This window comes from Thermoanaerobacterium calidifontis (assembly GCF_055381745.1).
Genome location: NZ_AP042436.1, coordinates 488,357 through 512,308 on the forward strand (window position 1 = coordinate 488,357; position 23,952 = coordinate 512,308).

Consider the following 23,952-nt stretch of genomic DNA (forward strand, 5'->3'; position numbering starts at 1 on the left):
TGTATAAGGTGATGCATATAACTTTGCATCATCTTTTTTTGTGTAATATTATTGCCTATGATTTTGAGTTTTTTATTTCTGATGAGAAAAAATAATGTGAAATTGGGAATAATAATTTTGTAAGTATTTTGGGATAAAGGAGATGTGTTTTTCTTGGAGTTGACTACTTTTTTACACATGCTAATTGGAGCTTTGTTTACGCTTTTTTTACTTATGATTTATGATAAATTGAAAAGTAAAAGTAATCATTATGATGAAGAAGTAAATTTACACGATATTTTATTAAATCAGGATGAGCTTAAAAAACACGCCCAAGAATTAGCACAAAACCACTACATAATGAGAGATACTAAGTTAAATTACATGCTTATACCTCGCATGAATAAAAGTTATAATTACATAAAATCCGTATACAAAAATATCAACATGGCAGAAAGGACGCAGTCTATATCGCAAGATGCCGAATGGCTTTTAGACAATTTTTACATAATCGAAGAACAAGTTAAAGAAATAAGAAAGAGCCTATCAAAAGGCTATTATTCAGGGCTTCCTGGACTTAAGAATAGCATATTGAAGGGTTATCCGAGAGTGTACGCTATTGCCATGGAATTAGTGTCCCATACAGACGGGAAAATTGATGAAGACACAATTATAGATTTTATCACTGCTTATCAATCCAAGTCCCTATTGTCAAGCGGTGAATTATGGGCTCTTGGACTTATGATAAAAATTGCTTTAATAGAAAACATAAAAAAGAGCTCTGAGAAAATAACCATAACTCAGAAACAGTGGAGCAAAGCAGATGAAGTAGCAAATATAATATTTTCAAATAAAAATATGGCATTTGACGATATTAAAAAGTTAATACATGATAAAGTCATGACTATTGGGAAGATTCCTACGTCTTTTTTTGAAAGATTGCTTCAAAGGATTAGGATGGAAGGCGATGATTCAACGGTAATTGTCCAGTACATCGATAGGATTCTTCAAGAATATGATACAAATATTACAGACATTGTTGAATTAGATCATCAGATATTAGCCGCAAGACAAGTTTCAATTGGCAATGCAATAACAAGCCTTAAATACGTATCGACTTTGGATTGGTCTCAAATATTTGAGAAGCTTAGCAGTGTTGAACAGATTTTGCGGCAAGACCCTGATGGTACGTATGAAATGATGGATTTTGAATCAAGAGATTATTACAGACATCAGATTGAGGAAATAGCCAAAAGGTATAAAACATCTGAGACATTTGTAGCAAGGAAGGCTTTAGAGTGTGCGAAAGAAGTTCTAAATGACAATAGCAAGCCGGAGTATATAAATCATGTAGGATTTTATATAATTGGCAAAGGTAGAAGCATATTGGAAAGCAAGATAGGACATAAGAAAAATTTTGTGAAAGTAAGTCGTGTCGTAAAAAGCAATATGGCTATTCTTTATATAGCATCTATAGTTGCTTTGACACTTTTTGCGTCTGTTGCTTTATGGGCTTTGTTAATATTTAATGGTTTGGCAGCTATATATGCATTTATCTTGGCAGCTATTTCGATAATTCCTATAAGCGAGTTTGTGGTGCAGGCAGTAAACTGGGCGATAATACACATTAAAAGACCTACGATAATACCTAAAATTGAATTAAAAAGTGGAATACCTAAAGAAGCCGCTACAATGGTTATAGTTCCTGTACTTTTGACAAGTGTAAAAAGAGTTAAAGAGCTTTTAGCACAATTAGAAGTAACATATATCTCAAATAAGGAGGACAACCTTTATTTTGCTATCGTAGGCGATTTTAAAGACACAAACAAGGAGAAAATGGAGGATGACGAAGAAATAGTAAATACTGCTCTTGGTGGAATAAGAGAGCTTAATGAAAAATACGGTGGAGGAAAAGACATATTTTTCTATTTTCACAGAAAACGTGTATATTGTCAGACACAAAATGCTTACATGGGCTGGGAGAGAAAAAGAGGTGCTATAGTAGAGTTTAACGAACTATTAATGGGTTCAAAAGATACCAGCTTCTACATAAAAAGCGCCAATATCGATGACCTGCCAATGATAAAATACGTCATAACACTTGATGCGGATACAAATTTGATCATGGATACAGCAAAACGGCTTATTGGTACAATGATGCATCCGCTAAACAAGGCAGTTGTTGATAATGAGAAAAATGTAGTTGTTGAAGGATATGGGCTTTTGCAACCAAGGATAGGAGTCGATATTTTGTCTTCGTCAGCTACTGTGTTTTCTTCTATTTTTGCTGGCAATGGTGGCATTGACCCATATACAACAGCTGTATCTGATGTTTACCAAGATCTATTTGGAGAAGGCATTTTTACTGGAAAAGGTATTTACGATGTAGAAGTATTTAGAACTATACTTAAAGATTTAATACCTGATAATTCTATCTTAAGCCATGACCTTTTAGAAGGTTCTTTTGTAAGGGCTGGACTTGTGACTGACATACTGCTTATTGACGGTTTTCCGTCGAAATACAACTCATATATGATGAGAATGCACAGGTGGGTTAGAGGGGACTGGCAGCTTTTGCCGTATCTTTCAAAAAGAATTAAGACGAGACAAGGCAACTATATTGAAAATCCTCTTTCTATTATTTCAAAATGGAAGATAATTGATAATCTAAGGAGAAGCCTTGTTGCTCCATTTGCTTTGGCTTTGCTTCTTTTAAGTAACCTTGTGCCTTCTAAAAGCATCATCATGTACGGAGTGGTGATATTAGCTTTATTTGAACCATTTATGGCGGCAGCAATTGATGCAGTTTTGGAAAAATCAAAAGAGATGAGTAACCACAGCATTTTGCTTGCAAATAGCTTGAAAAACACATTTTACGCAAGTTTGTTGCAGTTTGCTTTTTTGCCTTATCAAGGCTACTTAATGATAGATGCAGTGGTTAGAACTATCTACAGAGTTTATGTATCAAGAAAAAAACTATTAGAATGGGTTACTGCGGCTGATATGGAAAGGCAACTTAAAAATGATTTTATCAGTTTCTTAAAAAGAATGTGGGTGTCTATCCCTATTGGCGCTATTTTAATCTTGGTGAGCATGTACTTTAAACGTGATATGCTGCCATACTCAATCTTGATTTCTCTAATATGGTTTGCGTCGCCGTACATTGCGTATCGGATAAGCAGTCCTATTGTTGAACATGAGTTTGTGATAGAAGAAAATGACATTAAAGAGCTAAGAAAGCTGTCCAGGAAAATTTGGAGGTATTTTGAGGATTTTGTAACTGGAAATGACAATTATCTGCCTCCTGATAATTTCCAGTTAGATCCGTATGCGGGTATTGCCAGAAGGACTTCGCCTACCAACATAGGCTTATACTTGACTTCTACAATATCAGCAAGAGACTTTGGATATATCACTACTTCAGAAATGGTTGATAGAATAGATAAAACGGTCAGCACTATTGAAAAGATGGAAAAATGGCATGGACATCTTTACAACTGGTACAAGACAGATGACTTAGAGCCATTAAAGCCGTACTATATTTCTACGGTAGATAGCGGAAATCTCGTTGGGTACATGATAGCGCTTAAAGAAGGCCTTAAAAAAGTTCCAGACACACCACTAACTGAGAAATTGCCAGCAGGTTTATCAGACTTAATTGAGATCGTGAATGATGAATTAAAAAGTAAAAAGATAAAATATGAGATGCTTGAAGGAGATTACACCATTGAAGACTGGCATAGAAGCTTGAAACAACTTAAAGACAGCTTAAGCAGTATTAAATATAGTGATGATGATGGATGGTATATGAAAATTGTCGATACAATTGATTCTGATATAAAAGAATTGGAGGATCTTGTGCCAATTTATGATTATGACGAATATGAACAAATGCTTAAGTCAAACAAAGATATTACGCTAAATAATTTGAAGGCAATGTATGAAAAAATTTTAGAAATGCCGTCATCTGATAAAGAAAAGTTTATAAAGCCTTACGAAAATGTGAAGCATTTAATAGAAAAAGTAGAAGATTTGATAATTAGATTAAATATTCTTATAGAGAAAACAGAGTTTAGGCCATTGTTTGATGAGAAAAGGCAGCTTTTTTCAATAGGTTACAATATAGAAGATGAAAAATTGACTAAATCGTATTACGATTTATTTGCCTCTGAAGCAAGACAAGCCAGTTTTATAGCTATAGCAAAGAAGGAAGTAGACGCAAAACATTGGTTTAGAATGGGGAGAATGGTGACAGGAGAAAATGCTCACAGAGGGTTAATTTCGTGGTCTGGTACAATGTTTGAATATTTTATGCCGCTTTTGATAATGAAAAATTTTAAAAATACTATTTTGGATCAGACGTACAAATTTGTCGTAATGATGCAAAAAAAGTATGCAAAAAAATACAGGATTCCATGGGGAATATCGGAGTCAGGCTTTTACTCGTTTGACATTAAGCTTAATTACCAGTACAAAGCTTTTGGTGTTCCTTGGCTGGGGCTTAAGAGGGGACTATCTCGAGATGTTGTCATAGCGCCTTATGGTGCTATTCTATCACTTAGGGTAGATCCGAAATCTGTTGTTGAAAATATTAAAAGATTGAAAGACCTTGGAGTTGAGGGTAAGTATGGGCTTTATGAGGCTGTTGACTTTACGCCAGAAAGAATTCCTTATGGGAAAAAGTATGCTATAGTGAAAAGCTTCATGTCCCACCATTTAGGCATGAGCATGCTTGCACTAAACAATTTTATAAATAAAAACGTGATGCAGGAAAGATTTCACTCAGATCCATATATAAAATCTGTGGAAATATTGCTGCAGGAGAAAGTACCCAGTGGTCCAATGATTCTTAGAGAGGAAGTAGAGGCGCAAAAGGAGTTTGAAGAGCAGAAAAAAGAAGAAGTAAAAGCTGTAAGGATTGTAGAAGAGATAGATGACATTCTTCCTCAGGTGCATATTTTGTCAAACGGAGATTATTCTGTTGTTTTGACGGATAGAGGAACAGGTTACAGCAAAAAGGAAGGAATAAACATAACCAGGTGGAAAAATGCTTTAGATGAAATTCATGGGACATTTATATTTGTACAGAATGTAAACTCAAATACCACTTGGTCTGCAACTTATGCTCCACTTTTTACAAAAGATGAAAAATATAAGGTTGTATTTAAGCAGGATATGGCTAAATTCATCAAAAAAGTCGGGAATATCGATACAGAAACGGAAGTCATTGTATCACCGGAAGATGACGTTGAGATAAGGCGTGTTACGTTAAAAAATCACAGCGATCATGATAGAGTGCTGGAAGTTACAAGTTATTTCGAACCGGTCTTAAGTGACATTAATGCAGATATTGCACATCCTGCTTTTAACAAGCTATTTATCAAAACAGAGATTTTGTTTGACAGCGACATGATAGTCGCAAACAGAAGACCCAGAGATTTAAAAAAGCCATATTTATGGATTGCTCATGCTGTATACGTAGATGGTGGCGAGATTATAGGCGATACTCAGTTTGAGACAGACAGGGCTAAATTCATTGGCAGAGGACGGACATTAAGAAATCCTGTTGCTTTAGAGACGGATAGACCGTTGTCAAATTCAGATGGCTCTGTTTTGGATCCTATCATGTCATTGAGAAAGAGGATTAAGTTGAATCCAAATGAGACGGTGAAGGTCGTATACTTAACGGCTGTGGCAGAATCAAAGGCAGAAGCAGTGAAATTGGCGAATAAGTACAAAAATGCCAGTGCGACGGAAAGAGCCTTCGAAATGTCAATATCCAGAGGCAAAGTCGAATTAGACTATCTAAACCTTAAATCAGATGAATTAGGGCTTTTCCAAAGGATGCTTCCACATATAGTATTTTCAAGCCCTGTCAGGATAGCAAAAAAGGATACAATATTAAAAAACCAAAAAGGTCAATCTGGGCTGTGGGCATATGGAATATCTGGAGATATACCGATAGTGCTTTTGGAAATATGCAAAAAAGAGGAATTGCCTGTATTAAAAAAGCTTCTTAAGGCTCATGAATATTGGAGGATGAAAGGATTATACGTAGATTTAGTGATTTTAAACAATGACAAAGGTGGATATATTGATGCATTGGGCGATAAAATCAAAGACGTAATAAATGGAAGTTTTGCATATAACATAATGGGGCAGTTTGGTGGAGTGTTTTTGGTAAACAGAAGCAGTTTAAAAGATGAAGATTACATTTTGCTAAATACAGTTGCAAAATTATCTCTTACTGCTGATATGCCTATTGAGAAGCAAATTGAATATGATGAAGCAAAAAATAATCAAAAAGCTAAATTGCTTAATATAGAGGAAAGCAACACAAGAAAGGCGTATCCAGTTCCACTTAGAGAGAATTTGCAATTGCATTACAGCAATGGATATGGTGGATTTTCTTTAGATGGACATAAATACGTTATAAATTTAGATGACGACAAGGTAACGCCTATGCCTTGGATAAATGTTGTATCAAACTATAAATTTGGATTTCAAGTTTCAGAATCAGGAAGCGGTTTTACATGGGCAGAAAACAGCAGAGAATATAAAATTACTCCATGGTCAAACGATCCTGTTCTGGATGAAGGTGGGGAGATTCTGTACTTAAGAGATGACTTTACAGGTGAATATTGGACGATAACGCCAAAGCCACTAAGGGATAAGGGACAATATGTGATTGAGCATGGATTCGGATATTCTTCATTTAAACATGGATGTTCGGGGATTAACCATGAGATGTTAGAGTTTGTGCCTATGAACGATACCGTCAAAATATCGCTTGTAAAATTAAAAAACGTAAGTGGAGAGAAAAGAAGGTTGAGCTTGTATTATTTCATAAAACCTGTATTAGGCGTTTCAGAAAGCATAACATCCCCTTATGTGGTTACAGAGATGAATGAAGAAATCGATGGGCTCCTAATAAGAAATGTGTACAACGAAGATTTTAAGGACAGGATTTCCTTTATAAGCTCATCTGTCAAAGTTCAGTCATATACAGGAAACTTGTCGGAATTTCTGGGATCTGATTTTGACACTAAACGACCTGAAGCATTAAAAATGGAAGCCCTATCGAATAATGTAGGAATTGGTTTAAGTCCATGTGCCGCGATTCAAGTTGTTGTCGAATTAGAAGAAAACGAAGAAAAAGAGCTGTCATTTTTGTTGGGAACAGGAATCTCTTTAGATGATGTCAGACGGATTGTAAGTTATTACAAGAATGTCAATAATGTAAAAGAGGCATTGAATTACGTCAATACGTTCTGGAACAACTTTGTCGGCACAATAAACGTAGCAACACCTGACAAATCTTTCGATTTGCTTTTAAATGGCTGGCTATTGTATCAGACTATATCGTGTAGGATTTGGGCCAGGTCTGCATTTTATCAGTCGGGTGGCGCATACGGATTTAGAGATCAACTACAGGATACTATGAATGTTGTGTACGTTGCACCAGAGCTTACGAGAGCGCAAATATTAAACGCTTGTGCACATCAGTTTAAAGAAGGTGACGTACTCCATTGGTGGCATCCTGGCACTGACAAAGGAATACGCACGAAGTACTCAGATGACCTTTTATGGCTGCCATACGCTGTAGCGGATTACATTGATGTAACAGGTGATGCAGAAATATTAGATATACAAATTCCGTTTTTAGACGAGGAACCTTTAAAAGACGATGAAGATGAAAGGTATGGCAAACCCAGAGTATCAGATGAAACAGCCACAGTTTATGAACACTGCATAAGGGCCATAGAGCATTCACTGAAATTTGGACAGCATGGAATACCGCTGATGGGATCTGGAGACTGGAACGATGGTATGAATATGGTAGGCAACAAAGGAAAAGGTGAAAGCGTGTGGCTTGGTTGGTTTATGCATGTAACACTAAAGAAATTTTCTAAGATATGCATTGAGAAAAATGACCATGAAAGGTGTGAAAAATATGAAGGAGTTGCCAATGACATAATAAAATCAATTGAAGAATATGGCTGGGATGGAAGCTGGTATAGGAGGGCATATTTCGATAATGGAATTCCGCTTGGTTCAAGTCAGAATAATGAGTGCAAAATAGATTCTATAGCGCAATCATGGGCTGCAATTTCAGGAGCAGCCAAATGGGATAGAGTGAAAGAAGCACTTGATGCACTTGAAAATTACTTGATTGACTACGACAATGCCATAATTAAGCTTCTATCGCCGCCATTCGATAAAGGAGATTTGAATCCTGGCTATATAAAAGGGTATGTGCCTGGTGTAAGGGAAAATGGCGGTCAGTACACACACGCTGCAATATGGGCTATAATGGCCTATGCAATGATTGGCGATGGTGACAAGGCTTATAGGCTTTACTCTATGATAAATCCTATAAACCATTCAAGGACGCCTATAGAAAACTCCAGGTACAAAGTAGAGCCTTATGTTATGGCAGCCGATGTATATGCCGTAGAGCCAAACACAGGCAGGGGAGGTTGGACGTGGTATACAGGTTCCTCTGGATGGATGTACAGAGTTGGCATTCAGCATATTTTAGGGTTTGAGAAAGAAGGTGACACGATTGTCATCAATCCATGTATTCCAAAAGATTGGGCAAAGTATAAAATAGAGTACACGTACAAGAATGGCACGAAGTATGTAATCGAGGTAGAAAATCCTGAAATGGTAAACAAAGGCGTCCGTGAAATTTCTGTAGATGGGAATACAATTGATGACAATAGAATCACTTTAAAAGATGACGGGCAGGTACATCGTGTTTTCGTGGTTATGGGTTCGAAAGTGCCTGTAAAGGCATAAAAATCAGCAGATGAAACATATCTGCTGATTTTTCGTTGATTTAATAAAGGCGATTGACTTTTTGTGACACTTGTTATATTATATATATAACAGATATTACAGTGGAGGTGAAGGTGGACATTGCTATTAAAGATAGAATTTGAGTCAGATGTTCCCATATACACGCAAATAAAAAATCAAATAATAGAAGGCATAGCTTTAGGATTGCTTAAAGAGGGGGATGAGATGCCATCAATACGGCAATTGGCAAGTGACTTTGGCATAAATCTTCATACGGTGAAAAAGGCTTACGATCTTTTGAAAGACGAAGGATTTCTAAAAGTTCATAGAAGGAAAGGCTATGTCGTAACTAAAAATGCTTTTGCCGATGATAATTTTATAGAGAAATTGGAGAAAGATCTTCAGCCAATATTGGCAAATGCGTATTCCAGAGGGATGATGCAAGATGAAATATTGAAGATATGTGAAAATATACTGCATAAATTTAAAAACAAAGAATAGGAGGTCTTTTAAGTGAAGGGATTGTATTTTATCAATCTTTTGATGCCATATTTCATATTAATCATAATGGGTGTCATTACGCCATTCATTACTCGCAAGACTATTGTATTTGGTGTCCATGTTCCTAAAGATTTTTTAAATGATAAAGAACTTCAGAGGATTAAAACTTCTTATATAATAAATTTTTTGACTATAAGCTTAGTCTTTTTGATTCTTGTCGTCATCAGAATGAGAAATATAAGTTTTGCCGTTGGTGGTATTTTTGTTGAGGTAATCATAATGCTTGCAATGTATATGAAAGCTCACCATGAAGTGGCTGCATTGAAATCAAAAAAAGAGTGGAGCAAAGGGAAAAAAGAAGTAGCAGTTGTAGACATAGATTTCAGAAAGGAAAAGATAGTTGTATCGCCTTTATGGTTTTTATTGCCTGCGGCAATAGTAATTTTGACATTAGTTGTAGGCATTTATATGTATCCAAAGATACCGCAAAGAATACCTATGCATTTCAATTTTCGAGGTGAGGCTGATTCATTCGCAGACAAGTCAATTTTGTCAGTATTTTCAGTATGCATAGTACAGACAGTTATGACAGTTTTGATGTTTTTCGCATACAAGATGATTGAATTAGCTAAACAGCAGATAGATCCTTCAGATCCAGAGATTTCGAAGGAAAAGAACTTAAGGTTTAGGAGAATATGGTCAGGCTTTATTGTGTTTACATCTATCTTAATTAACGCTATGTTGATGGCAACGGCATTTATTATGTACGGAGTAGGTAAGGGTTGGCAAAATATTATGGCTGTGTTTTCACTGGTACTGTCATTGATCATATTGATTATTGTGATAGCCTTATCTATAAAGACGGGTCAGGGAGGTGAAAGGATAAAAATAGGCAAAGAAAATGATAAGCTGACATCAGTTGACAGAGATGATGATAAATATTGGAAGGGAGGCCTCATTTATTACAATCCTGATGATCCAGCGTTGTTTGTAGAAAAACGATTTGGCGTAGGCTGGACTTTCAATTTTGCAAGGCCAGCAGCGTGGCTATTTATATTATTTGTCATATTGATAATTTTAGTGACAGCATTAATAAAATGATTTACAATTTGTTCCATATGAAACAATTAAAAATTAATGTAAAATTTATATTTTAGCGCTTGAAATTGAAAATTAATTGGGTAATATTAGAATTGAAGATGATTTTTAGAAAGGAGATGCAATAGTATGGATGCATCGGTAATCTCAATTTTAAGCACTGTCTTTATTGGTGTTTTTGCTATTGAAGGTATTTGGTGGATTGTATGGATGGCAATAGCAGCATCAAGAAAGATCATGGCAAATTTCTACTTCATGCTGGTGACGTTTGTAATTTGGTGTGGCCTGGATATATATGCGGTAATAAATATGAACGTCAATTTTGCAGTGATTGGCATTGTATTAGTCATCGTACCGTTTATAATACTGCCTGGCATGGTGAAAATAATTACGGAGTACCAAAGGGGAGTCCTGTTTCGATTTGGAAAATTGTCTGGACTCTTAGGACCTGGATTTAATGTTATATTTCCATTTGGGATAGATAGAGTAATAAAAGTAGATTTAAGGACTTTTACAATCGATGTTGCAAAGCAGGAAGTCATTACAAAAGACAATGTTCCTGTAAATGTTGATGCTGTTGTTTACTTTAATGTGTTTGATCCTATATTGGCTATCACGAAAGTTGCAAATTACACTCAAAGCACTACACTCCTTGGGCAAACAATATTGCGCTCAATACTTGGTCAGCATGAACTTGATGAAATGCTGGCAAAGAGAGCAGAGCTTAACGAAAAGCTTAGAGAATTGTTGGATGAAGCTACGGATCCTTGGGGAATCAAGGTTACGGCAGTTGAAATAAAGAGCATTGAACTTCCTGACACGATGAAAAGAGCTATGGCAAAACAGGCGGAGGCAGAAAGGGAGAGACGGGCGAAAGTCATTTTTGCGGATGGCGAGTTTCAAGCATCTCAAAAACTTAAAGAAGCTGCCGCCGTCATATCCACAGAACCTGCGGCATTGCAGTTGAGATACCTTCAGACACTTCCTGAAATAGCTGCTGAAAAAAATTCTACTATATTGTTCCCTATACCAATAGAGCTTTTTAACGTTTTTACGAAACTTGTTGAGGATAAGAAAGAAAAGCAATAAATATGATGATAAAGCGGAATCTCGAGAGAGGTTCTGCTTTGTTTATTTATTAAAGCATATAATATTATTGGAACTAATTTAGTGAAATGAAGGGATATTATGGTCATTAACGTTATGACATACAATATTCATGGTGGAAAGGATATAGAAGGAAATTTGACATTGTACGGGATTTCTAATTTGATAAAAGAAACAGGTGCTGACATTATCGGCTTGCAGGAGATTGACGTGTTTTTAAAGCGTTCATATTTTTTAAATGAGATTAAGTATCTGGCAAACAGGCTTAAGATGCATTATGTTTTTGGGCCGAATTTAAGAATGGGGTTTGGATCGTTTGGCAATGGAATTCTTTCCAGGTACCCTATTGCAAAGAAAAAGAATTATCACATTTACTCAGTAGGTGAAAGAAGGGGTGTATTGACAGCGCTGATACAGCTAAACGAAAACAAAAAAATATGGTTTTTGACTACTCATTTAGGACTTAATCGTAAAGAGAGGCTGACGCAATCACAGGAAATATTGAAGATCGTTTCGAACTTGGAATATCCGGTGATTATGACTGGGGATTTTAATGAGGCACCGGGAGAAGAAGCTTATTCCACCATAAGCAGAGTGCTTAAAGATGCTGCAAATGCTCAAAATTCCGTTTTTCACACTTATGTAGATGGTTGTGAAAATGTCAGAATAGACTATATAATGCATTCGAAAGGTGTGTGGGCTGAATCGATAAAGGCCATTGACTCTACTTTATCAGATCATTTGCCGGTAGTAGCTTCTTTAAGGTGTGATTTTTAAAAATGTACTTGACACATAGACAAAAATAAATTATTATTTAAATAACAAGTTATTACTTTATCACTTTACAAAGACAAAGTAAAGTAATAGAAGAGGTGCTTTGATGAAGAATCTACCTGATGGAGTACAGGATTTTTTGCCTGATGAGTTGAGGTTCAAGCGAAACATAGAAAATATATTGAGGAATACATTTGAATTATCTGGGTACGAAGAGATAATGCCGCCTACATTTGAGTACATTGACAACTTTTCCGTCACATCGGGAATCTTTTTCGATGAAAACAATATTTACAGGTTTTTTGATAAAAAGGGAGATCTTCTGGCATTAAGGCCTGATGTTACGACACAAGTGGCGAGAATAGCATCTACAAAGTACCACGAATATCCGCTTAAATTTTCATACATTGCTAATGTTTTTAGATATGATAATCCGCAAGTAGGCAGGATGAGGGAATTTACGCAGGCAGGAATAGAGCTTATAGGGAGAAATCATGAGTATTCTGACGCAGAGTGTATATCTGTTGCGATTGAAGCTCTTAAAAATATTGGGATAAAAGATTTTAAAGTAGATATTGGTCAAGCAGAATTTTTTAAATCGATACTTTATGAGTTGAGGCTGACTAATGAGGAAGAAGACATTTTAAAAGGGCTTCTTAAAGACAAGAATCAGTCAGAGATCGAATATTTTTTAAAATACAACAATATTACAGGGCGTAACTATGAATTGGTAGCTAATTTGCCACTTTTCTTTGGTGGTATAGATGTCGTAGAAGACGCTAAGCGCGTATACGGATTTGAAAGTGCCATGAAAGCTTTAAGCTATCTTGAGAGAGTTTATGACATTTTAAAAGATTTTGGCATGGATAGTTACATTACATTTGATTTAGGCATGGTTCAAAGTATCGATTACTACACTGGACTAATATTTAGAGTATTTGTAAAAGACCTTGGTTATGCAATTTGCGCAGGCGGCAGATATGACAACTTGTTGAAAAATTACGGCAAAGATTTGCCGGCTACTGGTTTTGCCATAAGCGTTGAAAGAGCCATGTTAGCAGTTCAAAGCCAAAGCGGCATAACCACTAAAAGGCCTAAGAGGGTGGCAGTGGTTTTTGATGAAAGAAACAGAAAAGTTGCATACGATATTGCAGTGAGACTGAGAAGGCAAGGGAATATAGCTGAACTTGTAAATATGGACAACAGCGAATATGCTAACAGAGGAAAATTTGATGAGATTATCAAGGCAGGTGTGCAAAATGGATAGCATAACAGTAGCACTGCCTAAAGGGAGATTGGCAGAAAAGTCTTTTGAAGTATTTGCATCGTGTGGCATAACTACAAACATTCAAAATGAAATATCGAGAAAACTATTTATATACGATAATGAAAATAATCTCGATTTTATACTTGTAAAGCCATCTGATGTGCCCACTTATGTAGAGCATGGTGCTGCAGATCTGGGCGTTTGCGGAAAAGATGTGCTTTTGGAATTGAAAAGAGACTGTTACGAGGTTCTTGATCTGGGATTTGGCAGATGTAAAATGGTCGTTGCAGGCCCTCTAAATAGGAAAGATAATTTTTTAAGCAACAAGAGGGTTGCGACGAAATTCCCAGCTATAGCTGAAGAATTTTACAAAAAAAAAGGAGAAAATGTGGAAATCATAAAATTAAATGGCTCTGTAGAATTGGCTCCATTAGTAGGGCTGTCTGAAGTCATAGTGGATATTGTAGAGACTGGCACAACCCTAAAGGAAAATGGCCTTACAGTGTATGAGGAGATATTTTCTTCCAGTGCGAGGCTTATCGTAAATAAAGCCAGCATGAAGACAAAAAGCGAAAGGATAAAGGAAATAATATACAAATTAAAAAGCGCTGTAGAAAGCGATGTGTTTAAGGGTTAGTATTGATTTGAAGGAGCTGATGATGGTGATAGAAATTTACGATTTTAGAAGCTCAATTGATTACAAAGTCATAGAAAAGTTGACTAATAGATCAAAATTAGAAGATAAAAAGATAGAGGACACAGTTTATGAAATAATTCAAAATGTAAAGATGAATAAAGATAAGGCTTTGTTTGACTACACATTGAAATACGATGGCGTTGAAATAGACGAGAGCACCGTAATGGTATCACAAGAAGAAATAGATGATGCCTACAGCAAAGTAGATGGCGATTTTTTATCGTCTTTGAGGAAAGCCATAAAAAATATTGAAGATTATCACAAGAATCAAAAACAAAAGACGTGGATGGATTTTAAAGATGGTATAGTATACGGTCAGAAAATCAGACCTTTAGAAAGAGTAGGTATTTATGTGCCTGGTGGAACTGCTTCTTATCCATCTTCTGTCATCATGAACAGCATTCCGGCAAAAGTTGCTGGAGTTGAGGAGATTATTATGGTTACGCCCATAAAGGTGGGGATAAGTCCATTCGTGTTGGTTGCTGCTAATGAAGTGGGAATTAAAAAAATATATAAAATCGGTGGAGCTCAGGCAATTGCGGCATTGGCATTTGGAACAGAATCTGTGCCAAAGGTGGATAAAATAGTCGGACCAGGAAATATATTTGTCGCGATGGCTAAGAAAGCTGTTTATGGATTTGTAGACATCGACATGGTGGCAGGACCAAGTGAAGTCTTAATATTGGCGGATGAAAGTGGCAATCCCTCCTATCTTGCGGCAGATCTTTTGTCGCAAGCAGAGCACGATGTTATGGCATCTGCGGTTTTAATCACTACTTCGATTGAGGTTGCAGAGAGTGTAAAGATGGAGATAGAAAGACAAATTCAGTATCTTGAAAGAAAGGAAATAATAGAAAAATCAATAAATGATTATGGAGCCATAATCGTCGTTGATGACTTAGATGTGGCATTAAGCATAGCAAATGAAATAGCACCTGAGCACTTAGAACTTGTTTTAGAAAATTCATTTGAGATGATAGGAAAAGTAAAAAATGCAGGTGCGGTTTTCTTAGGAGAAAATTCGCCAGAGCCTTTAGGAGACTATATGGCAGGTCCTAACCATGTGCTTCCTACCAGTGGAACATCGAAGTTTTTTTCGCCGCTTTCCGTTGATGATTTCATTAAAAAGATGAGCATCCTCTACTATGACAGAAAATCGCTGATGAAAGTAGCAGATGACATAGTAAGGCTTGCAGAATCAGAAGGGCTTACTGCCCATGCTAATTCCATAAAAGTGAGGTACAGATAATGATATACGATTTGATTAGGGATGAGATAAAGGGTTTTAAGAATTATGATGTCCCCACAATAGAATGTATGTATAAAATGGACGCAAATGAGACCCCTTTTGGCCTTCCTGAAGCTACTATGAATAATCTTCAGGAAATAGTAAAAAGTGCGAATGTCAATAGGTATCCGGACCCTGTAAGCTTAAAATTGAGAGATAAATTAGCGGAATACTGTGGCACAACCAGAGAAAATATCTTTGTAGGGAATGGTTCTGATGAGATAATTCATATATTGATGAATGCTTTTGTCTCAAAGAATGATTGTGTCGTATACCCCGTACCATCTTTTAGCATGTACAAAGTGTATTCTCAAATAGCTGGTGCAAGAAATGTAGAAGTGGCTTTGAAGGATGATTACAGTTACAATGTGGATGAAATCATAAATACAATAAATAGATTTAAGCCTAAGATGGTCATTCTATGCAATCCCAACAATCCCACAGGCACTACATTGGATAAAGACGACATAGTAAAAATACTGGAAGTCAATGATGGAATTACAGTTGTTGATGAAGCTTACTATGAATTTTATGGAGAGACAGTGGTTGATTTGATCGGAAAATATGAAAGGCTTATTGTCTTACGAACCCTTTCAAAAGCGTATGGACTTGCAGGGTTGAGAGTTGGATATGCAGCATCAAATTCTGATGTGGTTAATTGCCTTAATATGGTCAAATCACCCTACAATGTAAACAGCATATCGCAAGCAATTGCATTAAGTGTTTTAGAAGAAGGACGAGTTGACGAAAAGGTTGATTACATCAAAAATGAGAGGAAATTTTTACAGGACGGATTGAAAGAAATAGGCGGTCTAAAAGTGTACGATTCAAAGGCTAATTTTTTGCTTATAGAATTTGAGGATGCTTACTATGTTTACAATAAACTATTAGAAAAAGGCATACTTGTTAGAAATTTTTCGGGAGACAAAAATCTCTCTAATGCACTTCGCGTGACGATTGGGACGAGAGAGGCAAATAGCTATTTTTTAAAATGCCTTAAGGAGATATTAGTATGAGAGAAGCGGAAATTAGAAGAAAAACAAATGAAACAGATGTATATGTAAAAATAAATATTGATGGGAAAGGAATTGCATCTGTTGACACTGGAATAGGTTTTTTAGATCATATGCTAACTCTTTTTTCGAAGCATGGTCTTTTCGACTTGCAAGTGGTTGCAAAAGGCGATTTGCACGTTGATACCCATCATACTGTTGAAGATGTAGGCATAACGCTGGGACAGGCTTTCTCAAAAGCTTTAGGCGACAAGATGTCGATTAAGCGTTATGGTGTTTCATACGTTCCTATGGATGAGGCACTTTTGAGAACGGTGGTTGACATAAGTGGAAGGCCATACCTTTATTACAAAGTGAAGCTTAACTCTACTTTCATTGGGAACTTTGAAACAGAGACTGTAGAAGATTTTTTCAGAGCATTTGCATTTAATTCTTTGATTACGCTTCATGTGGAAATGCTGCATGGAAGAAATGCGCATCACATAATAGAAGGGGCTTTTAAATCGTTAGGACGTGCATTAGATGAAGCAACAAAAATAGATGATAGAGTAGATGGAGTACCATCAACGAAAGGTTCATTATAATTAAGGCGGTGTTTAAATGATAGGCATTGTAGATTATGGAATGGGGAATTTAAGAAGCGTAGAAAAAGCATTCCAATATATGGGATATGATGCAAAAATCATTGATGATATAAAAGACATCAAAGATGCTGCAGCACTGGTATTGCCTGGGGTAGGAGCTTTTCCGGATGCTACGGAGATATTGAATAAAAGAGGAATTTCAAATGCCATAAAAGAAGAAGTAAAAAAGGGGAAGATGCTGTTAGGTATATGCCTTGGCATGCAGCTTTTGTTTGATAGAAGCTTTGAAGTCATGGAGACTGAAGGATTGCACATATTGAAAGGCGAAATATCTGAGATTAAGACGGATTTAAAAGTGCCACATATAGGATGGAATTCTCTTATCATAAAAAAGGATAATCAGCTTTTAAATGGGGTAAGGGATGGAGACAGCGTATATTTTGTCCATTCGTATTACCTTTCAAATGGAGATTTAGATGATATATGCGCAACAGTTGATTATGGAATTTCAATACCTGCCGTTGTATGCAAAGACAATGTGTTTTCTTGTCAATTTCATCCTGAAAAAAGCGGTGATGTTGGACTTAAGATATTAAAGAATTTTGCAGAGATGATATGATTTTGGTTTTTGGAGGGATTTGATGCTTATTATACCTGCTATAGATATAATAGATGGTAAATGTGTAAGGCTAACAATGGGCGATTATGAGAAAAGCACAGTGTACTATGAAAAGCCTGATGATGCAGCAAAGGCTTGGAAGGATCATGGTGCTAAGAGAATTCATGTGGTGGATTTAGAAGGGGCGAAGGAAGGACGCCTTGTAAATCTGCCGTCTATAGAGAAAATAAGAAAAGTATTCGATAAAGAGATAGAAGTCGGTGGCGGAATAAGAAACATTGAAACTGTTTCAGAGCTTTTTAATGTAGGTGTTGATTACATTATTTTAGGCAGTGTAGCAGTACACGATAGGCGTTTGCTATTAGAGATTGCTGAAAAATATAAAGATAAAATCATAGTAGGAATTGATGCAAAAGACGGATATGTTGCTACGAAGGGATGGCTTGAAAAAAGCCACATAAAAGATGATGAACTTGCAAAAGAGATTAAGGATATGGGTCTTAGTACGGTCATATACACAGACATTAAAAAAGACGGAATGATGAAGGGGCCTAATTTTGGCGCAATAAGAAATATCGTCAATACACAGTTGAATGTCATTGCTTCTGGAGGCATTGCCACTTTGGATGACATACTGAGACTAAAAGACATTGGAGCATTTGGGGCTATAATAGGCAAAGCTCTTTATACAGGCAGAATAAGTTTAAAGGACGCATTGGAGGTCGTATAATGATTTCAAAAAGGATTATACCTTGTCTTGATGTAAAAGATGGGCGAGTCGTTAAAGGCGTGAATTTTGTGAATTTAAAAGATGCCGGAGATCCTGTAGACATAGCGGAGGAATACAATAAGGCTGGTGCTGATGAGATAGTCTTTTTAGATATTACGGCGTCTTATGAAAAGCGCGATATAATGATAGATGTAGTTAAGAGAACATCGGAGAAAGTATTCATACCCCTTACTGTAGGTGGAGGAATAAGGACTGTAGATGATTTCAGGCGGATACTGAAGGCAGGTGCTGATAAAATTTCAATAAATTCTGAAGCGGTTAAGAATCCAGACCTTATAAGAGATGCTGCAAAGAAGTTTGGCAGCCAATGCGTCGTTGTTGCAATAGATGCCAAGAGAAAAAGCGATGGCAAAGGTTTTGACGTGTATATAAATGGAGGACGTGTTAATACAGGGTACGATGTATTGGAATGGGCAAAAAAGGTAGAAAGCTTGGGAGCTGGTGAGATTTTGCTTACAAGCATGGATGCAGATGGGACGAAAAACGGCTATGATATTGAATTAACGCGAATGGTTGCTGAAAATGTAAGGATACCTGTTATAGCATCAGGCGGTGCAGGTTGCAAAGAACACTTTAAAGAGGTTTTTTTAGAGGCAAAAGCCGATGCAGCATTGGCAGCTTCCCTATTTCACTATGGAGAGCTTGAGATAAATAGCCTTAAAAGCTATCTTAAAGATAACAACATACCAGTCAGGATGATTTGATGGAAAGGATCGTGCTTATGTACATTGATGAATTGAAATTTGATGACAATGGGTTGATACCTGCAATTGTCCAAGACTACAAGACAAAAGAAGTTCTTATGATGGCTTACATGAACAGAGAAAGCCTTGAGAAAAGTTTAGAAACTAAGGAAACGTATTTTTTTTCAAGAAGCAGGCAGTGTTTATGGCATAAAGGCGAGACATCCGGCAATATTCAACATATTAAATCCATCAGATATGATTGCGATGGCGATTCGATACTCATAGAAGTTGAAGCAGATGGACCTGCTTGCCATACAGGCAATAGAAGCTGCTTTTACAGAAGCATTTTAGATCTTTCAGAGGATGAAAATGAATCAATTTTAGATAATCTCTACAGAAGGATAGAAGGCAGAAAAGAAAAACCTGTAGATGGGTCTTATACAAATTACCTTTTTTCCAAAGGCTTGAATAAGATTTTGAAAAAGATCGGGGAAGAAAATGCGGAGATATTGATCGCATCAAAAGAAGGTGACAAGGAAGAAATAATATATGAAATAGCTGATTATATTTATCACTTGTTGGTTTTGATGGTAGAAAAAGAAATAGGTCTTAAAGATGTGTATGATGAACTTTCAAGAAGGTATTACAAAACAAATGAATTTCAAGAACAACACAAAATGAGAAAAGAGACAAAATAAAGATGCATCGCAAACTTCCATTAAGTAGTTTGCGATGCATCTTTATTTTCGATTTTGTAGACGTTCCAAGGAATCTTGTCTATCAATTTGTTTTTGTATATTGAATCAGCTCCCATAAATATATAATTCAAATTTTGCGTATTTGGAATGTCAATCTTAATCCAGACTACATTTTTGTTAAAGACTGGATTTGAAATTGGGACATTGTAGATGGAGTTTTTAGCCTTTCTGTACTCGTAAAGTTTTCCGCCTATCAATCCTATATCTATTCTTTTTATATCACCGTTGTAAAATAGCCTCATTTCCAAATGATAAGCTACTTTTTTTGATATAGGTGCCAATGATTTCATTCCTACGTAAAGCTCATTTCCTTTGTAGCAAAATGATGCCATCTCAGTGAGGTCTGCGCTTCTGTATATCTCTTGATTTAATACGCCTCCTGCAGGAACTTTAAACAATGTGTACGGCATTTTCGGCTGATTTAAGTTTGGCAGCGTGCTGACATCCTTTATATTTATTACAGGTTTCGTGCCAAAAAGCTCGTTTTGCCTTACAAATCCCATTAAAAATGGTTCCATCACAGCGATTTGAGATTTGTATTTCTTAAGTGCAACTTCCTTCTTCTGGATTTCGCTCGGCGTCAATTTAAACACCTGCCATTTTGTATTGCTGTCAGCCATATCAACAGGTGGAAGAAGCGGTCTGTTTGGCTCTAAAAGCCATGGGACAGGCCATTGTGGATGATGAATCAAAAACATATGCTCTCGTACATTTAAGTTCATGGCTACGATGGCATATCTTACAAAATTGCTTACAGCCCAATGATCAGGGTGTACGTCATCTGCCATTGGATAATAAATATCTGTAGGATTGAAAGATTTTATGATTTCTTGTATACAATTTTCAAGATTGTTTCCTGTATATGCTATGCCAGGTTTATACACATTTTTATAGGGGGAAACTGCGGATTTTGTTCCGCCACTGATTCTGGGAATGTTATTGTCCCAAAAATCGCTCCATAAAAAACGAGTGCTACCATCAGCAAAACCCAAAAATACTACATCATTTTTTGGAAGACCAAGTTCTGCCATTGCAGCTATGCTTTCACTCTGTCTTTGAAGGCCAAGCTTATAAAAATCTGATGGCGTAGGATTTACATGACCGGTAAGTACGGCAGCAGCCTTTTTGTAGCTATCTCCATTTGTAACTATGACTACTTTTACCGGAATGTTTTGGCTTATTGCTCGCTGTATGACTCCTGCCATCCCTAAAGATTCATCGTCAGGGTGTGGTACAATAACAAGTATCCGTTGCCCAGGATTTTTAAATTCCGGCTCCGGCTTTTTTTCCGTAAGATTTGCGAAGGTGGTCTTTAAATTCATAACATATGATACCAATAGCAATAATACAATTATAGTAATTATTAAATATTTCTTCACCTTCATCGTTTCACACCTCCAATTATGTCATAATTGTAGCATATATTTATTAATAATTTGTTAAAAAATTGAGATTTTATGTGAAAAATTTTTTGTAATGTATAACCATAAGCGTAAAATATTATTTGAAAGAAAATTTTTAGGAGGCATTGGCATGATAGTTGATTTTCATTGTGACACGCTGTACTTGGCTGAAAAATACGGAAGAGATATGACGATAAAAAATACTGATGGGCATGTTGACTTAGTCAGATTAGAAGAAGGATTGGTACATCTTCAAGTATTTGCCACTTTTGTTGAACCAGAATTTATGAAAAAAGATGCTGCAGCAAAAACGTTAAAGATGATCGATAAACTGTATCAAGCCATAGAAAAAAGCGACAGAATCAAATTAATTTTAAGTGGTGATGATATTGACGAAGCAAAAAATAAAAACAAATTAGGCGCATTATTGTCAATAGAAGGCGGTGAAGCAATAGAAGGAGATTTGTCCCTTTTAAGGATGTTTTATAGACTGGGTGTGAGAGCTATGACGCTTACTTGGAGCCTAAGAAATGACATAGGTGATGGCGTATTAGGATGCAAAGATTGCGGCATCACGCAATTCGGCGAAAGGGTCGTAAAAGAAATGAACAGGTTAGGAATGATCGTAGATGTATCACATCTAAATGAAAGAGGATTTTGGGATGTTGTAGATTTGTGTGATAAGCCATTTATAGCGTCCCATTCTGACTGTAAAGCTCTTTGCAATCATCCGAGAAATCTAAGTGATAAGCAGATAAAGGCTATTGCTGATAAAAATGGCGTCATAGGAATTAATTTGTGCCCTGATTTCTTAAGAGAAGATGGCAATGCTACAATAGAAGACGTACTTGATCATGTGGAATATATTGCGGAATTAATAGGTGCAGAGTATGTTGGATTTGGCTCAGACTTTGATGGCATAGAAAAAACACCTGTTGGGCTTCATGATGTATCGTGCTTTCCCAAGGTACTTGAAGGACTCAAAAAAAGAGGCTTTAACGATGACGAAATAGATTTAATATCACACGGCAATTTCGAAAGAATAATAAAAGAAATCTTACATTGATTATTTTTACAATAAAAAATAGCCCCGATGATTTAATTGGGGCTTGCATATGTTAAAGGGGGAGTCATTGTTTTGACCAAGAATACATTATACATATAATTCAAATAAAAATCAAGAGGTTATTAAAAAATTATTTGATAAATAAATTTTCAGAAGATTATATTTTAGTGTCAACTTTTATACTTTTTTGTTGAACAATTTAGCTTCAGTAATTATAATAAAAATATAGCACTTTATTGCTGTATAGTGAAAATAAAAATTGGAGGTAAGACAATGAATATCGATATTATAAGAGAAGTAGATCCTGAAGTGGCTGATGCAATTTCTAATGAGATCAAAAGGCAGAAAAATAAAATTGAACTGATCGCATCGGAGAATTTTGTAAGCCCTGCAGTCATGGAAGCGATGGGTTCACCGCTTACAAACAAGTATGCTGAGGGGTATCCTGGAAAGCGGTATTACGGAGGTTGCGAGTACGTCGATGTAGTTGAGGAGCTGGCAAGAGAGAGGCTTAAAAAGCTTTTTGGAGCAGAGCATGCAAATGTACAGCCTCATTCTGGCGCTCAAGCCAACATGGCAGCTTATTTTGCATTGATAAATCCAGGTGATACAGTATTAGGCATGAATTTGGCACATGGCGGACATTTAACACATGGCAGCAAAGTAAATTTTTCTGGCAAGTTGTACAACATCATACCTTATGGAGTAAGGGAAGACACAGGCTATATAGACTACGATGAGGTAGAAAGGTTAGCAAAAGAGTACAAGCCAAAGCTTATTGTAGCTGGTGCAAGCGCGTATCCCAGGATAATAGATTTTAAGAGGTTTAGAGAAATTGCAGATTCAGTTGGAGCATATTTAATGGTAGACATGGCACACATTGCAGGACTTGTAGCGGCGGGACTTCATCCTAATCCTGTAGAGTATTCAGACGTTGTAACATCTACAACACATAAGACTTTAAGAGGGCCAAGAGGCGGCATAATCTTATCTAAAGAGGTTCACGCAAAGGCCATCGATAAATCTGTTTTTCCAGGAGTACAGGGTGGTCCACTGATGCACGTAATCGCTGCAAAAGCGGTATGCTTTAATGAAGCATTAAAGCCAGAATTTAAAGAATATCAAAAGAAGATCGTGAGAAATGCAAAAGCCTTGGCAGATAGCCTTATGGACAGAAAAGTGAACTTAGTTTCAGGTGGTACAGACAATCATTTGATGTTATTGGACTTAAGAGGGACTGGCGTCACAGGCAAGGAATTAGAAAAAAGGCTTGACTATGTAGGAATAACGGCAAATAAAAATGCCATACCAAACGATCCATTAGGTCCTAATGTCACTTCTGGTCTAAGGCTTGGCACACCGGCGGTTACTACGAGAGGCATGAATGAAAGTGACATGGATGTGATTGCTGATATAATCTATAATGTTTTAAAAGATGAAAATTACGTTGATGTAGCTAAAAAGAGAGTAAGTGAACTTCTTGACAAATATCCACTTTATGAATAAGCCTGCAGTTAGGC

17 protein-coding genes are annotated in these 23,952 nt (G+C 36.4%); 16 read left to right on the forward strand and 1 reads right to left on the reverse strand.

Annotated features, from left to right (window positions below):
- The first annotated feature begins 213 nt into the window (after window positions 1-213).
- The 14 genes from ACZ42G_RS02630 (at window position 214) to hisIE (ending at window position 19,903) form a co-directional block, all read left to right on the forward strand.
- Window positions 214-8,781, forward strand: a complete 8,568-nt coding sequence (locus tag ACZ42G_RS02630; RefSeq protein ID WP_464851242.1) for a glycoside hydrolase family 94 protein — start codon at window positions 214-216, stop codon at window positions 8,779-8,781.
- Between the two features lie 120 nt (window positions 8,782-8,901).
- Window positions 8,902-9,282: a GntR family transcriptional regulator gene (locus ACZ42G_RS02635; RefSeq protein ID WP_464851244.1), complete on the forward strand. Its 381-nt coding sequence runs from the start codon at window positions 8,902-8,904 to the stop codon at window positions 9,280-9,282.
- 12 nt (window positions 9,283-9,294) lie between these two features.
- Window positions 9,295-10,383 (forward strand): DUF1648 domain-containing protein, encoded by a 1,089-nt coding sequence (locus tag ACZ42G_RS02640; protein ID WP_464851245.1) that lies wholly within the window; start codon window positions 9,295-9,297, stop codon window positions 10,381-10,383.
- Between the two features lie 126 nt (window positions 10,384-10,509).
- Window positions 10,510-11,469: a slipin family protein gene (locus tag ACZ42G_RS02645; RefSeq protein ID WP_464851247.1), complete on the forward strand. Its 960-nt coding sequence runs from the start codon at window positions 10,510-10,512 to the stop codon at window positions 11,467-11,469.
- A gap of 114 nt (window positions 11,470-11,583) precedes the next feature.
- Window positions 11,584-12,264, forward strand: a complete 681-nt coding sequence (locus ACZ42G_RS02650; protein WP_464851249.1) for an endonuclease/exonuclease/phosphatase family protein — start codon at window positions 11,584-11,586, stop codon at window positions 12,262-12,264.
- Between the two features lie 103 nt (window positions 12,265-12,367).
- Window positions 12,368-13,528, forward strand: a complete 1,161-nt coding sequence (gene hisZ / locus ACZ42G_RS02655; protein WP_464851251.1) for an ATP phosphoribosyltransferase regulatory subunit — start codon at window positions 12,368-12,370, stop codon at window positions 13,526-13,528.
- Window positions 13,521-14,165, forward strand: a complete 645-nt coding sequence (gene hisG, locus ACZ42G_RS02660; protein WP_464851252.1) for an ATP phosphoribosyltransferase — start codon at window positions 13,521-13,523, stop codon at window positions 14,163-14,165. The genes hisZ and hisG overlap by 8 nt, the downstream gene beginning before the upstream one ends.
- Window positions 14,166-14,190: 25 nt before the next feature.
- Complete coding sequence (hisD, locus tag ACZ42G_RS02665) at window positions 14,191-15,474, forward strand: histidinol dehydrogenase (RefSeq protein ID WP_464852088.1); 1,284 nt, start codon at window positions 14,191-14,193, stop codon at window positions 15,472-15,474.
- On the forward strand, window positions 15,474-16,529 hold the full coding sequence (gene hisC, locus ACZ42G_RS02670) for a histidinol-phosphate transaminase (protein WP_464851253.1): 1,056 nt from the start codon (window positions 15,474-15,476) through the stop codon (window positions 16,527-16,529). Before hisD ends, hisC begins: the two co-directional genes overlap by 1 nt.
- Window positions 16,526-17,110, forward strand: coding sequence for an imidazoleglycerol-phosphate dehydratase HisB (gene hisB / locus ACZ42G_RS02675; RefSeq protein ID WP_464851254.1), 585 nt, complete (start codon window positions 16,526-16,528; stop codon window positions 17,108-17,110). The genes hisC and hisB overlap by 4 nt, the downstream gene beginning before the upstream one ends.
- A gap of 16 nt (window positions 17,111-17,126) precedes the next feature.
- Window positions 17,127-17,729 (forward strand): imidazole glycerol phosphate synthase subunit HisH, encoded by a 603-nt coding sequence (gene hisH / locus ACZ42G_RS02680; protein WP_464851256.1) that lies wholly within the window; start codon window positions 17,127-17,129, stop codon window positions 17,727-17,729.
- A gap of 22 nt (window positions 17,730-17,751) precedes the next feature.
- The gene (gene hisA, locus ACZ42G_RS02685) at window positions 17,752-18,459 is read left to right on the forward strand and encodes a 1-(5-phosphoribosyl)-5-[(5-phosphoribosylamino)methylideneamino]imidazole-4-carboxamide isomerase (RefSeq protein ID WP_464851258.1); all 708 of its coding nucleotides are present in this window, start codon (window positions 17,752-17,754) and stop codon (window positions 18,457-18,459) included.
- Window positions 18,459-19,223, forward strand: coding sequence for an imidazole glycerol phosphate synthase subunit HisF (gene hisF / locus ACZ42G_RS02690; RefSeq protein ID WP_464851260.1), 765 nt, complete (start codon window positions 18,459-18,461; stop codon window positions 19,221-19,223). Before hisA ends, hisF begins: the two co-directional genes overlap by 1 nt.
- Window positions 19,223-19,903, forward strand: a complete 681-nt coding sequence (hisIE, locus tag ACZ42G_RS02695; protein ID WP_464851261.1) for a bifunctional phosphoribosyl-AMP cyclohydrolase/phosphoribosyl-ATP diphosphatase HisIE — start codon at window positions 19,223-19,225, stop codon at window positions 19,901-19,903. Before hisF ends, hisIE begins: the two co-directional genes overlap by 1 nt.
- Before the next feature lie 20 nt (window positions 19,904-19,923).
- On the opposite strand, the gene ACZ42G_RS02700 is transcribed toward hisIE, so the two are convergent.
- On the reverse strand, window positions 19,924-21,348 hold the full coding sequence (locus ACZ42G_RS02700; protein ID WP_464851263.1) for a PIG-L deacetylase family protein: 1,425 nt from the start codon (window positions 21,346-21,348) through the stop codon (window positions 19,924-19,926).
- A gap of 148 nt (window positions 21,349-21,496) precedes the next feature.
- Here ACZ42G_RS02700 and ACZ42G_RS02705 point away from each other — a divergent pair, with 148 nt between their 5' ends.
- A complete protein-coding gene (locus ACZ42G_RS02705; RefSeq protein WP_464851265.1) occupies window positions 21,497-22,432 on the forward strand; it encodes a dipeptidase in 936 nt (311 codons plus the stop codon).
- Between the two features lie 273 nt (window positions 22,433-22,705).
- Window positions 22,706-23,938: a serine hydroxymethyltransferase gene (locus ACZ42G_RS02710; RefSeq protein ID WP_464851266.1), complete on the forward strand. Its 1,233-nt coding sequence runs from the start codon at window positions 22,706-22,708 to the stop codon at window positions 23,936-23,938.
- The last annotated feature ends 14 nt before the right edge of the window (window positions 23,939-23,952 follow it).